Below are 15,546 nucleotides of genomic sequence, written 5' to 3' on the forward strand. Positions count from 1 at the left end.
CGCCAAAATAACTCTTTTCCGGCTAGTAAATTTTTATTGAATGAAGTGGTAATCAAGGAAAAGAAATATTTTATTCTTCTTTATGAATATTTTAACTTGTTATTTTGTGATCGGACTCTAAATAAGGATATTTTGTCGAAAAATATATTTAGTCTAAACGCTCAAAATATAAATTTAATCAACTAACCTATTGCAAAATGTCATCATCCAGCTAATAGTTAGTACCATCTAACCTTTAATCGAACGGAGGGTAAATTATTCTATACCCTATGGATTTCAAGATGCATCGCGACGGCAAGGGAGTGAATCCTCAGGAGCATGGATAACTATGTGACCGGGGTGAGAGAGTGCAGCCAACAAAGAAGCAACTTGAAAGATGACGGGTATATACCCAAATACTGTTATGGTCATCACAATATACACTTACAATTAATATAGCAGGCAAGAAATATCAGTTAGATAATTATTTCATGAAATTATCTCAGTAATGAAGAAGCTTAATAAGGAAAGGTTACATCTTATCTTATATATACCCTATGGATTTCAAGCTGCATCTCGACGGCAAGGGAACGAATCCCCGGGAGCATAGATAACTATGTGACCAGGGTGAGTGAGTGCAGCCAACAAAGAGGCAACTTGAAGGATAACGGGTATAACGTTCAATAAAAAAAGAATTCCGTTAACTTATAAAGGAACGAATGATGAAAAGACGTACATTTATTGGCGTGGCTGCCGGTGCCGCTATTGGCAGTGTCATACCCACCGTCAACGCTAGCACTGACAGCAACCGCCTGTTTGGCGTGCCACGTTCATTACTCTCTCCGGGAGAGGTTGAAGAAAATAAGCTAAGGCTGTCAATGTCAAACGCCAAACTCCCGGTTGAAGTTTGGGAAGAGATCATCACCTATAACCGATTCTGGGAAACCCTACAACAACAGCCCAATTTAGCATTAGAATACCGGGAGTCACCGGAAAAAGTGTTAGCTGAATTTGGCATAGACAAAGATATCGTTAGCCCCGGTTCGGCAGAAGAATTACTGTTATTCATCACTTATGATAAAGATTTAATGAATGCGGTAAAAATCAACGACTATGAAGCGCTCTTTTCCCGCCTAAAAACCTATGGTTTAAACGAAAGGGGCTCAAGTCTGAGAAGCCGAATCAATCACCATCTCAATCAAGATGCCAGCCTGTTCGCACATTTTAAAGAAAACATCGAATCCTATCAGCTCCAAGATACAGACAGTCCTCCTCTTATTCGGCTGAAAGAAATTCTGGAACCCTTAAACAGTGAAGATGATACCAGTATTGAGATTGCTCGCCTTGCGGTAGGGGCCAATGTCGTCGCTGCGGTCAACGTGGCTGTCGGCACCCGAGTTGTCGCAGCAGTGAATGCGGCAGCGGCAGTTAACGTAGTAGCCTATTTAAGCCTCGCGGTGCAAACAGCGGTTACTGTATGTATGGCAAATTATTTACCCAAACTTGATCATAGCGACCTTTCAACCGGCACGGCTTCTCTTCATCTTGCCAGACTCTATAACAACCAAGAAATGGTCGATACACTGGTTAAAGAAGCTGTCAGAAGGGAAATCACCGCTTGCCTGTTTGCGGCGCAAAAGTGCGGTTATATCAATCTGCCCGCAACACGTGAAGAACGCAAAGAAGTGATTCATCTCTTTACCGAATTATCTTTAGGAATGGCGGCAGCATGAATAATATCGTGGGATTAAATCCAGACTTCAAAGTCATATTAATGAATGTTGCTATGCTCGTTCTGATCGCTTTAGTTTTTCTGCCTGTACCATATTGGCTCAGTAACAGCAATCCCAATAAGCTGGCGGCAAGTATTGCGACAACTCTCTTTGTCATCATTGTCTTATTTGTAGGCTATCAACTGTTATCAAATAAAGCCGTGGTCAAGGAAGGAAAATTATTGATGAAGTCCGGGGTATATTCACACGAATGGGTTATTTCCTCATTACATCAAGAAGAAGGTGTTTCTCTGGAAGATTTTAGTCGAAGTAATGGTATACATATTATTCATTATTCGTCTGGATACTATCACAAGGGACAAAATAAATATTTCATTCTGCGTGTAAGCAAGCGCCCTCTTATCTGCTTTAGCTCAGAAGGTAATATTGGATTATGCATAGATGAATCTATTTTTGAAAAAATAAAGGGCGAGTTGCAAGGCGTGGAGCCGCAAAATAATGGAATATAATAACAACTATTGGCCGTTGAATTATACACAGCTCCGCTTAGCTATTGCTAACACTGTTGCTGACGATAAGTCTGTCTTCAATGTCGGTGAATTCGTTAGCTTCAGTGATAATATTAGTTTAGCAAGATTGAAGCAGGCCATTATAACCATTCATCACTTCAATGATGGTTTTTCCTTACGTTACCGTATTGCTGAACACAATATTTTTCAGGAAAAGAGCGCTACACCGGTCGAAGTTATACACATAAAACTGTCAGATCCAGCAGTAGAACCAGCGGCAAAAGCGGATTTTGCAAAGAGAACAACTCAACCGCTAGCGCCTGAAAAGGGTGTGACGATAAGGCATTATCTTTACTTTAATGATGTTGGATGCTGTTTCTGGGGAATCATTGCTCACCATATTGCCACAGATTATTGGGGCATAGGACAGTTAATTCATGATGTTTTGTCTTGCTATGAACAACAAACATTCCACCCAACACCAGCGCCTATTTTTACCTATCAAGCTTACCTTGACGAGGTTAAATATAAAGCAAACGTGCATTATGCCAACAACAAAGAGTATTGGAATAATTACCTCAACCAACTGCCCAAATTAGAGGACTATGCCCGTAAACGCCTATTTCCCTCAAAAGCAATTAAAGTAAACCGGCCGCTCACCGCAAACAACAATAGTTTTACTTTCAATGATAAATTAATGATGATGTTGGCTTTATGTCTGCAAATGACCAAACGAGGCCGCGTATCAACAAGTATCATCAATTTACCCTTCTCTAACCGACGTGATAAAGGAGAATACCGCTATTATCGCCCGGCAATGAACACCTTGCCTCTGATGGTTTCTTTAGCCCCGCAGGCAACCATAAAACAGATCCTCGTAGCAATACAGTCGCAAATTAGTCTGCATAGCAAGCATAGCCGTATTGATATAAATGATTTAAATGATGAAGCAATCAATCGAGCAGATCAATTCACTGCCGCCCCCTATGTTAATTTGCTGCATGAGCTTGAACATGATCTTATGAAAGATAATCGCGCCATTCGCGGTTGTATGACTTCCGGCGCAGTCAACAATTATGGTATTAACATCCGGTTTTATCCTGATGGGAAATCAGCATTAGTTGAATTAGATGTGGGGAGCCGCCTGTATAGTCATTTTGCCGCCCATACTTTGATCGACGATTATTTACGTATTTATAGTACGATTGCAGAAAATATTAATGAAACGGTTGAGGCATATTGGGTGAAATATAAAGAAATTGAACCAAAGGATAATATTATATCTAGCTTGGATAACCTAGAAAATATTCTCGTTAATCACCCTATCAAAGAGAATATTATTGCCCGAATAGTACAAATCGTTGCAGTATTGCCGGACAAAAAATCAGTCATTTATGGGGATCAAGCAGAAATAAACGCCGTGCATTGCCTTAATTATGGTGAACTTTACCGTAAATTATTCACTTTCAGTCAATTGCTATTATCCTGCCCACTACAAAACCGAAGGGTAGCAGTGTTATTACCCAGAGGAGTGGATTCCTTATTATCTATATTATCAATCCATACTGCGGGATTATGTTTTGTCCCAATCAATATGACATTTGGCCAGGAAGAGATAAATAACATATTAAATAGTCTGAATATTTCTTTATTAATCACTGCTCGTCATTGCCATGAAAAAGTAAACGGTGTTAATAATACGCATATTCTCTTTATTGAAGATATAGAAACTCGCCCTTCCGAGATATTTCTGGGGTATGATATAAAACGCCCCGCGACTCAAGAAGACGAAGCCTATATCTTTTTCACATCAGGCACCACAGGTGTACCAAAAGCAGTACCGATAACGTTTAAGGGGCTTTATGCCTATTTGACTGCAATGACAGAGCAGTATGATATTAAACAAGATGACGTTATTCTCAATTTTAGCACACCCGTTTTCGATGCTTATATTGAAGAGGTGTTCGGATGTTTTTATCAAGGCGCCACATTAGCCATTGCCAACGATAATATGATCGTTGAACTTGAGACACTATTTTCATTTTGCCATGCACAATCGGTCACTATAGTTAATTTCCCTACCAATTATTGGCATCAAATTGTCTTTTTCCTACATGCCGCTATTAAAGAACTCGCACCTTCGATTAGAATGACAATTATCGGTGGCGATCTGGCAATGGATAAAGCCATTCATCATTGGTTGGAAAAAGTAGGATGTGGTATTTCTCTGATTAACTCTTATGGCCCAACAGAATGTTGTGTTGTGGCTAGCAGTCACAAAATAGATGATAAATTTCAACCCGGTAATATCATTGGTAAAGCGCTAGCCAATACCACTATCGTTATTCGGGAATATGGAACTAATAATATCATTAATGGCAGTAATGGAGAAATATGCATCCGTGGCGATTCTATCTGTACTGGATATATTAATGATAATCAGTCAACTTCACGTAAATTCTTACAGTTGAACGATGGAGAAATCTATTATTTAACCGGAGACCGTGGATTTTACGATGCCCAAGGGAATTTAAATTTCATTGGCCGTCTGGATAAAGAGCATAAAATTGACGGGAAACGTGTCGATCTGGATGAAATGCAAAAATTACTTACAGCGGCGATTAATATTGATGACATTCATTTAGCGATAAAAGAAAATGAAACTGGCTACCAATATATTAATATATTTATCCCTGATAGATCATGCTCAATTACACGTCACGAAATCGTCTCATTCCTGCGTGGATGTTATCCAAAATTGCAGGTACCTTTTATTGTCGAATTATCATCATCCAACAATTCTGCTCCAATATCCGCGTTGAATAAAGAAGATAATATTTCGCAGATTAAAGGCGAAAAACGAGAAATATTTTTTACTTTATGGCGGGAAGTTTTTGGCGATAGCGATGGCATTGTTGATGAAGAGACTAATTTCTTTGACGCAGGCGGTACTTCGCTTAAGGCATTATTATTAATTAACAAGATTCAGCAACGTTTTAATTGTTCTATTCACCTGGAAGATTTCTATCACGCCCCTAGATTAGGTTATCTATTACAATCTGTCATTCAACAAGGGCAAATACCGGTTTTAATCGATAAAAATAGCACTTGCCTGACAGAACAACACGACCAGTATTATTGGATCATCGATACTATCTCTAATCGTTCCGGCGCTCATAATATCCCGCTGTATTATCATTTAACCGGCGAGATTGATTTAAAGAAATTACGTTATGCTTTACTGTATATCATGCAATATTTCCCTGTCCTCTGCCAAAGAGTCACCATAATAGATGGGCAACTCTCTTTAACCTTCTCACCTGCTATTGAAGATAACCTGCCTTTCGAATATATCGATTTAACTCATGCTACCGGCATCAATATTGAAATTTCATTACGCAAGATCTTAAATGATATGGCATTTAAGCCGATAGCATTGCAAGATAATCCACCGGTATATTTTAAGTTATTAAAAATAGCAGAACATGAGCACTATCTTTTATTAAATTTTCATCATGCATTTTGTGACGGGATGTCGATTGCTCATGTGTTGCAAAAATTATCTTCCGCTTACGCAGATAATGTACCAAAGATTGAAGCCGCGACGGAAACAGGCATTAATGTCATTAATCAGCGCATGTCAGACGAAACATTACATTTTTGGACAGAAAAATTGTTCAACGTCCTTTCGGTTGCCGGACAGAATAATGATTCATCGGAGGCTCATCTTAGGGCCCGAGGCCGACGTTATTCAATGCCGTTGTCTCCACAATTAATGGCCGAACTATCCAGCACGCAGAAAAAATATGCGGTGACTCTGGAACATATTGTGATTGGCGCATTTCTGATGACCATTAATTCATTACTCAATAAAGATGAAATTATCGTCGGTATTCCTTGTGCTAACCGCGTTCCTCCCATATCGTTTGACAGTGTTGGTAGCTTCGCAACCACACTACTGCTGCCCTACGTTACTACGGAAACTTCGCTGATTAACCTATCCATATATGTCCGCGAATTTCTGGCAGACGCGAATACTCATTCCAATATCTCACTAGCCTATTTAAAACAGCATCTTCATCACCACCACGATATGCAATTGCCGGAAGTTACCTACTATTTTTCTTCTCAAATAGGGTTTGAAACCGGTTTATATCTTGGTGAAACCCGTTGCACCAAAGAAAAAATCAAGGGGCTTAAGCCTAAAGGAGATATTGCGCTCGAACTGATCAATTTGCCAACTGGAATAGGTCTGGAATGGCTCTACGATGATGATATTTTCTCTGAAGATATCATCAGCGACATGGGGCTGTTTTTGATTGATTTATTGGATTGCATAGGCACTCAGCATAACCCGATGCCTGGCGATACGGAACGATAACAAATCGTAAAATGGGTGCTGATTGTGCTGGTCAAAAAAAAGAAATGGGTTGTTATCACCATCATCATGATCGCTTTTCTTGCCGTGGCTTATAACCACTTTAGCCCAAAAGAGACATCTACGGTGATGACAGAACAAATCGTCACCGGAACGTTAGGTGATGTTATTACTACAGTAAATGCTGCCGGTGTTGTACAACCAACCCGTCAGGTCAATGTTGGTAGCCAAATCTCAGGCCAGTTAACCAAGTTATATGTTGAAGTCGGAGATATCGTTGAAGCAGGTAAGCTGGTCGCTAGCATTGATGATACTTTTTATCGTACTAAAGTTGAGGCAAGCCGAGCGCGACTAGAAAAATTGCGAGCCATGTTGCAGGAGGAACAATACGCTTATCAGCTTCTGGTCATCACGGAAAAGCGCCAAAGAGCGCTTAGCCTGCACTCCGCAACCAGCGAGCAACTGCTGGATGAAGCTGCTTTTGGCGTCAAAAAAAGTCAGGCAAGAATTGAAAGCCTCAAAGCAGACATCAGGCAAAATGAACATATTTTGTACAGCGAAGAAGTCAACCTCAGTTATACTCAAATCTATTCGCCTATTGCCGGCGTCGTGACTGCAATTCATGTTGACCCCGGGCAAACGCTAAATGTCAATCAACAGACACCGGTTCTCATGCAAATTGCCGACCTCAAAAATATGACGGTTTATGCAAAAGTTTCCGAAGCAGATATTAACCAAATCGTGACGGGGCAAAAAGCTTCCTTCAAGATCTATAGTACAAATCAGCATATATGGCACGGTAATGTTAAGAAGATTATGTATAAACCCGATCTCATTAATAATGCTGTTTATTATACCGTGCTATTTGATGTCCCTAATGATAATTTCCTGCTTAAACCCAGTATGAGTGCGGATGTCACTATTGTGACCCACGAAAGCACCGGAGTAGTGACCATCCCCAGTGACATACTGAATAATAAACGGCATCAACCTTTGAACGATGATCTAACGACCTATTTTTTACGTGAGATGAAAGATGGAAACATCGTAGTAAGAAAATTATTGATCGGTCATAACAATGGAAGACGTTCAGTCGTTATCAGCGGATTACAGAATAACGAGCAGATCGTTGTACTTGTCAAACAAGATAATCTTGGGAAGAGCCAAAATGATAACGCTAAATAATATCTGCAAAACCTATGGTAATGAGGGTAAACAACATCTTGTCCTGAAAGATATTTGCTTAACCATAGACCAGAATGATTATGTTGCTATTCTTGGTCGCTCCGGTTCAGGCAAAAGTACCTTATTGAATATAATAGGGCTTTTGGATATCGCCAGTGCGGGAGAATATCTTATTAACGATCTCACGGTAACTCAGCAAAAGATTCATTCATTGGCGCTTTTACGGCGAAAATATTTTGGCTTTGTCTTTCAAAATTACAACCTGCTGGAAAATTATCGCATTGATGACAATATCTTGATGCCCATGTACTACTTAAAAAGAAACTTCGATTATGACAGAGAACATTTCCGTTACTTAATCGATCGTCTCCAGCTTGACAATGTATTAGATAAATACCCGCGCCATCTGTCAGGGGGAGAGCAGCAACGCGTTGCTGTCGCTCGCGCTTTGATCAACAATCCAAAGTTTATTATTGCCGATGAACCTACCGGCGCATTAGATACCACTAATGCGACCAACCTCATGCAACTTTTTACTGAATTACATCATAATGGATGCGGCATCATTCTAGTAACACATGACCAAGTTGTTGCCGAATATGCCAAACGCCGACTCTATCTGGACAGTGGTTCTTTGGTGGCTCAATGAGCATGAGTAAAATAACTTCAAAATTTAACATTTATTCAACTGTCATCCTATTTAATCTCAAGATGACGGTACGCTCTCTCACCGCTCATAAAACACGGCTCTTCCTGACGCTATTATGCATTGCCATCGGCGTAGCTTCGATTGTGATCATGCAAGCAATTGGTACAGAAACCAAGCATCATATTGTTAAGATGGTCTCCTCAATGGGAAGTAATATCATTTCAGTAAAATATAAGGGACAAGAAAACGGCGCTTTCGATTCGTATAATGATTATCTGACACAAGAGGATATAACGTCACTTTCAGATAATCCCCATATCAGCCACAGTACTCTTTTTTACACTGCGCCAGGAACGATAGTTTCTCCACAAGGCACTGCTGATGTTCAATTAATTGGTGCCAATGCGGATATCGCGATTATCCGTAATCTGGTGATTGATCGTGGACGTTTTTACACACCACAAGACAATGCTGCCCTGGCAAGTGTCGTTATTTTGGGGGCCTCTCTGGCCGAGCGACTTTTTCCACAAAAAGAAACTGCTTTCGAGCAAAACATTAAGATCAACGACATCTCAATGCAAGTTATCGGTATCTTGACACAGAAAGGCGAAGGTATGGACGCAGGAGTAGATGATGCCGCATTTTTGCCAAGCAACAGCTATCTGGTACGGCTGTTCGGCAATATGCCTCCTAGTGGCATGGTGTTGAAAGCCAAAGACGCCTCTCATATTGAACCGGTTAAATACGCGATTGAACAACGGTTGTCACGGTTTAAACATCAACAACGCTACGAGATACGTAATACCACCGAATTGTTGAAAACGTTGCATGAAACCCAGTCAAAAATTAATCTTTTCCTATTGTCAATATCATCAGTGACTCTCTTTGTTGCCGGTGTCAGTGTCATGAATACCATTCTCATCAGTGTTAGAGAACGTAGAAGAGAGATTGGTATACGTCTTGCCGTAGGAGCAAGTTATTCTGATATTTTTTACCAATTTCTTACCGAAGCATTTTTGATTTCATTATTGGGAACACTATTAGGATTGTTATTCTCATTTATCGGTTTCAGAATTTTATTATTATTTGATATTACAGTTGGCTTCTCTTTCTATTCCTTTTTACTCGCTTCCCTCGCAGCCTGCTTTATTACCGTTGTGTTTGGTGTATATCCATCACATCGCGCAGCCGCATCAGCGCCAATCGAAGGGATCAGAGAATTGTAGTTTGTTTTGTTTCATAAAACTTTCTGGAGACACAATGAAAAATCAGCTTATCTATGAAATTTTACATCGAGAAATCAGAGCGCTTCACCCGGAAGCAGAGACAATACCGGAGGATGAAAACCTTTTTGATATCGGTTTCGATTCGGTAAAAATGCTGATGCTGGTTGATCGGCTAAATGATGCGGGGTATCCAATTAACTTTGCAGATTTAGCCCGCTGGCCGACAATCAACGATTGGGTCAAACTGCTCGCAAAAAATGAATAGCGCTGCCTATTTCATGACGAATGGTGGATGATCCATGCAGTCAAATCTGCAATTACCTGCACCGGGATCTGACCTGGGTGCAGATAATCCTCTCCACCATCGCACCCCATTGTGGGCAATAAAATATGATTCAATCCAGTGTAGAGTTTGAACTCTGCCTGCCTATTATTTTGCAGTGCAGTTTTCCACATCGTGAAATCAACATTATGCAAAATCTGGAAATCCTGATCTCCCTGGGCAAAAAATAACGGCATTGCAGGCAAGCTGTTTAAGCAGTCAAATGCATGATAATCCTCAATCTGTTTGAGATAACTATCCGGCACTGACAAAAAGCTCTCAAGAGATACTGTATTTTGCTCTTTCCCACTGGGTAATTGGGATAAAATCACCCGGAGTAAATTACGGAAAGGTGCCGCCAACATCGCAATACCCGTAACATCTAAACCCGATTTTTGCTGTAAGTTCCTTGCAATTAATGGGCTGACATATCCGCCGAAACTATGCCCAACCAGAAATACTGGCACATCATGAAATTCAATATGTCCCATTAAACCGGTCAGTATATTACAAGCATCGTCAACAATTTCCGTATTGAGATCGACAACCTCAGGGTCCATATTTCTCTGCCGGATACGGTAATAGCGTTTGTCAAAACGTACACTCGCAATTCCATATTGACTTAATTCATGTGCCAGCATACGAAACAGTGAATTAGGCCCAACATCATAATCCATCGAATGCGGACCAGAACCCGCAAGCAATAAAACAAGTGCTTTGGCATCATTATGTGGTGATGGCAAACAGACCAAACCATCCGGGACATCTCTAAGACCAAACGTCTTTAACGTTTTTTCGATAAAAATACCCTGTTTTGTATACGCATCAGGTATTGGGCATCGAGATAACGTGAGCGAATCAATTTGCCGATCTTTAATCCCAATATAAAGATTGAGCTTTCCATTGAGAGTATTTAGCCGCAGATGACAAGCACCTTGCTGCTGATAAATAATATCGATATCTGAGTTACACAAACTGTCTGCCAATACAGTTAAAGCTAAATCATCAGCCGCCATACGCAATGATTCATTCATTAATTCCCTAGCGGCTTCCCATTGCTCATTAAGCAATGTGGTTATTAATATCTGTATTTCACCTTCCAATGTGGCAATTAATTTCTTAATAAGCATGTAATTACTCAACTTCCTACGGCCACAACCGTGATGTATGCACTAAAGCTAAAATCCAGACAGTTTCACTACTAATCTCATAAACCAGTCGATAGTGTTCGTGTGGAAAAAACTCCAAAGTACCAGAGATCTCTCCGGCATGACCGATATAAGGGAAATCTGCTAATCGATCAGCCGCTGACTCAAACAGTTCGTCCATTTTGAGTGCAGCGTCCGGATTTCTTACAATAAGGTACTCCCATATTGCCTCGCTATCGCAAAGCGCCTGAGATGTCCAAATTACGTTCACTTACGAGCCTTAACCTGTTCTCTTCGAGCCGCAAAAATCGCTTTTACGTCGCTATGTTCAACACCATTACCCTCTTTTACAGATTGGCGTGCGATATCAACCTTTTCCTGAAGGAAAGCACGATATTTATGACGCTGGACATATTCATGCATCAGTTCACGGACAACTTGAGAAGCTGGGCGGTGTTCTGCTGCCGTAGCAGCCATAAAGTGATCACGCAGATCTGATTCAAGTTTCATAGTAAAAACAGCTTGTTTACCCATAGTCCCTCCTCGTTTGATATAAAAAAATATATACCATTTCATTATTGACATCCACTCCTACCGACTTAGCCAGGAGTGGATATCCAATGGATTATGCTATTTCTCTCCGCTGTTGAACGGTAACAATATGATCCGCTTTAGCGAGAAGATCGGCATTATGCGAGACAACAATCCACAAACCAGGCCAATGCTCAGGTAAAACCGCCCATAAACGACGGGCTGTATCCATATCTAATGACGAATCGCAGTTATCAACAATATAAACATCAGCGGGACGACATAACATCCGGGCTAATGCCAAACGCTGACGCTGGCCGCCAGATAATTGACCGGCACGACCAGAATTAATGACGGTATCAAGCCCTTCTGGCAATTCATATGAGCCGGGCGTTAAACCTACCGCCTCCAGCGCCCGTACCATGACATCATCATCAATATCCTTATCACCCAACGCGAGGTTTTGCCTTACGGTTCCACCAAAAAAACCGGCTTTCTGTCTGGCATATCCAATACGTGGATTCCGCCACCAGTTTTCATTGCCTAAAACCTCTCTGTTATTCCACAGTACACTGCCGGAACTGGATTTTTCCAGACCAATCAGGTAACGCAAAAAGGTGGTTTTACCCGAACCAATATCACCGACAATGCCAATAACCTGATTAGCCGTTGCCTCAAACGAAACTGGGGGCTGAGTTTTTGAGTAAGCGAGATGATTAACACTTAACTTATGCAGAATTTCATCTGGCTCATATTCTTTGGTCTCTTTTTTATCTACTTTATTATTTGCCAGAAACTGTCTGATTCGCCCATAACACACATCAGCATTTTTATAATAGGCAACTGACCGACCAAAGAAGAGTATCTGTTCACTGATCCAACCGATATAGGTCAAAAATAGTGCCAGATTCCCGACAGTAAAACTGCCATCAACGATCCGTTTACTCACTATCAATAAAACAGCCGATGTCCCAAGTATGACAATATTTTTGAACAGCCCAGAAAGAAGGTCAGTAAATACCTGATGTTTGGCTTGAATCGCCCGTCGACTGACAAATTTCTGCGATAATCGCTCAATCTGCCCCTCCATTTTGTTGCTAAGGCGCAAGTCGCGTATACCCGTTAAGACGTCAGTAATCTTGCCGGCAATATCCCCTTGCGATTGACGTTTATTCTTCTGTAAATTACCTACCTTGCGTTTAAGTATCGCTCCGACCCAAAGGCCCACAATCATAGGCATAAGAGCTAGTGTGGTTATTATGTCAGTGTTGATAAGCACAACTAATGCGATAATTAAAAGTAATGCGCGGTAAATAAAATCAGAAGTCCAACTTAGAAATTCCGCAATTTCATCGCTATCATCACGAATACGGTTCAGAATATCGCCTTGAGAAAAAGTCTGTCTCTGATTGCGGGAACAGTGGCTCACTCCCCATAAAACCCGCTCTTTCAGGTAAGCACTGACTTTGAAAATTAACGTAAAATCAAAGGTTAACCCCAAGAACAGGAACAGCGATCGCAAAACCATTGTGGCAATCGCAGAGGCAAGCAACCACCAGACCACAGGGTTAGTCGGCTCATTCATCGCTCTATCGAGTAATTTGCTGATTTGGTAACCAATCAACAGAGGAAAACCATGCATCAATGTCCACACAAACATGGTAATGAAATAGAGCGGAGCAAACTTTTTTATCAGCTCAGTCAAGGCCGGTAACATTTTCAGTTTAGTTGATACATTGGATATAGTCATACCATGAACCCATGATTACTCGTTAACATTGCGATTTCTGTTTCAGGGATTCGCTGTTGAATCCGCCCATCATCGATAATGATAATTTCATCAACGACCGACAGTGTGTGAAGGCGATGTGCAACCATCACGACAGTGCAATTACGACTTAACTTTTCAAGCAATTTCAGCCAACTCTCTTCCGTTCGGGGATCAAGTTGAGAAGTTCCTTCATCAATAATCACCAACGAGCAATGCTGTAACATTACTCTGGCACCCGCTATCATTTGAATTTCTCCTGCTGATAGCATCAGACCATTAGTACCAACCTGTGTATCAAGACCATCTGGTTGTGCCCTAACCCATTCAAGCGCATCTAATTCTTGAAGAACCTCCCAAATTTGATCGTCAGATATTTCATTACTGAAAAGCGTTAAATTTTCCCGCAATGTTGCGGAAAACAGATGAGAACGTTGACTGAGAACAGCAATCTTTTTCGCAAACTCTTCCGGCTTAATCGTTGAGACATCGACATTGCCAATGGTCACTCTTCCTGAATCAGGTCGCGCAAATCCACACATCAAATTAAGAATGGTACTTTTTCCTGCCCCCGTTCTACCAATAATGCCAATTTTACTCCCCGGAGCGACGTAAAAATTAACGCCATGCAAAACCTGCGTTTCTTCTCCGTTATAACTGAAATCAACATTATCGAAATGGATAGAGAGAGGACCATCAGGCAATAAATTATCCGATGATTTATCAGGGGCGCCTTCATTTAACATTTTTGCCGAAAGTGATAAAGCAGCAAATAATTTCTGTATCAGCTCTATTTCCGATGACATATCCTCCACCGGCTCCCGCAGTTTATCAACGTAAAGATAAACCATCGTTAATGTGCCGATGCTTAAGCTGTTCTCACCAAGTAATTGAAGCCCAAAACCAAAACCTATACCGAAACAGAGTGCAAAGAAGATCTGGGTAATTGGCCAAAAAACCCGGCCGCCAATATAAGCACTGCGTTCAAATTTGAGCAACATTGACAGCATTTTACGAAATGCAATGGCTGGCCAATGCGCCTGCGACAATGGCTGTAAATCATCCATTGCATGCAATGAATCACCGACAAAACCAAAGATTCGGGCTTTTTCATTTCGCGCAATTAGCCAACGACGAACAGAAAGTCTGGTTAACTGAATCAACACATACGCCACGAGTATGACGACGATGGCTATGGCAATACCTGCCTGAGGCATGACGCTGAATATAATGACCAATGTCCCTAGTGTCAGCGCTACATTAGCAATGGCCTTAAAGCCTGCTTTAGAAATCGTTTTTCCTATAATATCAGCATTACCTTCGATATTTTCCAGCAATTCTCCCTGTGATCGCCGTTCTATTTCCAATACAGGTAAAACTGTCATCACATGGTGAAAGAGCTTATATCTAATGGTATCAGCAATACCCCAACCGGCCTTGGTGCTCATGTAACTGGTTACCAGACTACCGATAACACCAATCGACGCAATAAAAACATAAATGATTGCCAACATGATAAGTTGATCAACAGTCGTTCCTGATGTCGCCTTATCAACATAATTCCTGATAATATAAGGGCCGCTTAGATCGCACGATAATGTAACGGTTAAGGCCAAAAACGCACATACAACTGTCCCCTTAAATGGTACGGCACTCTGTAGCAGTATCCGCCATACAGTTAAATTCTTTGACATGACGCTTTTCATTTTTAGGTTATGGCACCTCATTCAAATTAAAAATGTTATTTGCAACATCAGTATATGCAGCCAACATCAAAGTTATTAATAACAGATCGATCACAACAGCAAGATCTGGTTCACATTTAGCAAAATGCAATTATCGCAAAATACCCGCATTTATCACGATCTGATTGAAATGTTTATAAACGCTATCACAAGAAAATAGCCGAAAAATAAAATTGATACCTTATTCTACAATGTCAATACCTTTATTAGGTCATTTAACAACCTATCATCAGAAACATTCTCAATATGAATAATGAACAATAAATAACTTATTCCAATCAATGAATCATAAATGGAGTAAAAAATAGCAATAATTCTAGTCAATTATAATGATTTTTACAAATATATCGCGGCTATATAAATAAATTCCTAT

The 15,546-nt window shown here is 40.6% G+C and carries 13 protein-coding genes; 7 read left to right on the plus strand and 6 right to left on the minus strand.

Features of this window, described 5'->3' with window-relative positions; translation table 11 throughout:
- Positions 1-276 precede the first annotated feature (276 nt).
- Positions 277-414, minus strand: coding sequence for a hypothetical protein (locus SLS51_RS03595; RefSeq protein ID WP_323835608.1), 138 nt, complete (start codon positions 412-414; stop codon positions 277-279).
- 287 nt (positions 415-701) lie between these two features.
- On the opposite strand from SLS51_RS03595, the gene SLS51_RS03600 reads away from it, so the two are divergent.
- Genes SLS51_RS03600 through SLS51_RS03630 form a run of 7 tightly spaced genes read left to right on the plus strand, consistent with a single transcriptional unit; the run spans position 702 to position 9,924 of the window.
- On the plus strand, positions 702-1,712 hold the full coding sequence (locus SLS51_RS03600) for a hypothetical protein (RefSeq protein ID WP_323835610.1): 1,011 nt from the start codon (positions 702-704) through the stop codon (positions 1,710-1,712).
- Complete coding sequence (locus SLS51_RS03605) at positions 1,709-2,221, plus strand: hypothetical protein (RefSeq protein WP_323835612.1); 513 nt, start codon at positions 1,709-1,711, stop codon at positions 2,219-2,221. The genes SLS51_RS03600 and SLS51_RS03605 overlap by 4 nt, the downstream gene beginning before the upstream one ends.
- The gene (locus SLS51_RS03610) at positions 2,211-6,602 is read left to right on the plus strand and encodes a condensation domain-containing protein (RefSeq protein ID WP_323835614.1); all 4,392 of its coding nucleotides are present in this window, start codon (positions 2,211-2,213) and stop codon (positions 6,600-6,602) included. The genes SLS51_RS03605 and SLS51_RS03610 overlap by 11 nt, the downstream gene beginning before the upstream one ends.
- Before the next feature lie 24 nt (positions 6,603-6,626).
- Positions 6,627-7,784 (plus strand): efflux RND transporter periplasmic adaptor subunit, encoded by a 1,158-nt coding sequence (locus SLS51_RS03615; protein WP_323835616.1) that lies wholly within the window; start codon positions 6,627-6,629, stop codon positions 7,782-7,784.
- The gene (locus tag SLS51_RS03620) at positions 7,768-8,433 is read left to right on the plus strand and encodes an ABC transporter ATP-binding protein (RefSeq protein ID WP_323835618.1); all 666 of its coding nucleotides are present in this window, start codon (positions 7,768-7,770) and stop codon (positions 8,431-8,433) included. The genes SLS51_RS03615 and SLS51_RS03620 overlap by 17 nt, the downstream gene beginning before the upstream one ends.
- A gap of 2 nt (positions 8,434-8,435) precedes the next feature.
- Positions 8,436-9,659 carry an ABC transporter permease gene (locus SLS51_RS03625; RefSeq protein WP_323835620.1) on the plus strand — a complete coding sequence of 408 codons (1,224 nt, stop codon included), beginning with the start codon at positions 8,436-8,438 and terminating at the stop codon, positions 9,657-9,659.
- Positions 9,660-9,693: 34 nt separating this feature from the next.
- The gene (locus SLS51_RS03630) at positions 9,694-9,924 is read left to right on the plus strand and encodes a phosphopantetheine-binding protein (RefSeq protein WP_323835622.1); all 231 of its coding nucleotides are present in this window, start codon (positions 9,694-9,696) and stop codon (positions 9,922-9,924) included.
- An 11-nt stretch (positions 9,925-9,935) separates the two neighbouring features.
- On the opposite strand, the gene SLS51_RS03635 is transcribed toward SLS51_RS03630, so the two are convergent.
- From SLS51_RS03635 to SLS51_RS03655, 5 genes are all read right to left on the minus strand, one after another.
- A complete protein-coding gene (locus tag SLS51_RS03635) occupies positions 9,936-11,111 on the minus strand; it encodes an alpha/beta hydrolase (protein WP_323835624.1) in 1,176 nt (391 codons plus the stop codon).
- Positions 11,112-11,127: 16 nt separating this feature from the next.
- Positions 11,128-11,400 carry a type II toxin-antitoxin system RelE/ParE family toxin gene (locus tag SLS51_RS03640; RefSeq protein ID WP_323835626.1) on the minus strand — a complete coding sequence of 91 codons (273 nt, stop codon included), beginning with the start codon at positions 11,398-11,400 and terminating at the stop codon, positions 11,128-11,130.
- A complete protein-coding gene (locus tag SLS51_RS03645; RefSeq protein WP_088374396.1) occupies positions 11,397-11,663 on the minus strand; it encodes an antitoxin of toxin-antitoxin stability system in 267 nt (88 codons plus the stop codon). The genes SLS51_RS03640 and SLS51_RS03645 overlap by 4 nt, the downstream gene beginning before the upstream one ends.
- Positions 11,664-11,754: 91 nt before the next feature.
- Complete coding sequence (locus tag SLS51_RS03650) at positions 11,755-13,410, minus strand: ATP-binding cassette domain-containing protein (protein WP_323835628.1); 1,656 nt, start codon at positions 13,408-13,410, stop codon at positions 11,755-11,757.
- Complete coding sequence (locus tag SLS51_RS03655; RefSeq protein ID WP_323835630.1) at positions 13,407-15,122, minus strand: ABC transporter ATP-binding protein; 1,716 nt, start codon at positions 15,120-15,122, stop codon at positions 13,407-13,409. Before SLS51_RS03655 ends, SLS51_RS03650 begins: the two co-directional genes overlap by 4 nt.
- Positions 15,123-15,546 lie beyond the last annotated feature (424 nt).

The organism is Photorhabdus africana, assembly GCF_035181445.1.
Lineage (GTDB): Bacteria > Pseudomonadota > Gammaproteobacteria > Enterobacterales > Enterobacteriaceae > Photorhabdus > Photorhabdus laumondii.

What these genes read in the sequence shown, in the direction of transcription:
- SLS51_RS03655 (WP_323835630.1), bottom strand. Translation starts at nt 15,122, where the DNA reads ATGTCAAAGAATTTAACTGTATGGCGGATACTGCTACAGAGTGCCGTA.
- SLS51_RS03610 (WP_323835614.1), top strand. Translation starts at nt 2,211, where the DNA reads ATGGAATATAATAACAACTATTGGCCGTTGAATTATACACAGCTCCGC.
- SLS51_RS03625 (WP_323835620.1), top strand. Translation starts at nt 8,436, where the DNA reads ATGAGTAAAATAACTTCAAAATTTAACATTTATTCAACTGTCATCCTA.
- SLS51_RS03605 (WP_323835612.1), top strand. Translation starts at nt 1,709, where the DNA reads ATGAATAATATCGTGGGATTAAATCCAGACTTCAAAGTCATATTAATG.
- SLS51_RS03630 (WP_323835622.1), top strand. Translation starts at nt 9,694, where the DNA reads ATGAAAAATCAGCTTATCTATGAAATTTTACATCGAGAAATCAGAGCG.
- SLS51_RS03645 (WP_088374396.1), bottom strand. Translation starts at nt 11,663, where the DNA reads ATGGGTAAACAAGCTGTTTTTACTATGAAACTTGAATCAGATCTGCGT.
- SLS51_RS03635 (WP_323835624.1), bottom strand. Translation starts at nt 11,111, where the DNA reads ATGCTTATTAAGAAATTAATTGCCACATTGGAAGGTGAAATACAGATA.
- SLS51_RS03620 (WP_323835618.1), top strand. Translation starts at nt 7,768, where the DNA reads ATGATAACGCTAAATAATATCTGCAAAACCTATGGTAATGAGGGTAAA.
- SLS51_RS03600 (WP_323835610.1), top strand. Translation starts at nt 702, where the DNA reads ATGAAAAGACGTACATTTATTGGCGTGGCTGCCGGTGCCGCTATTGGC.
- SLS51_RS03650 (WP_323835628.1), bottom strand. Translation starts at nt 13,410, where the DNA reads ATGACTATATCCAATGTATCAACTAAACTGAAAATGTTACCGGCCTTG.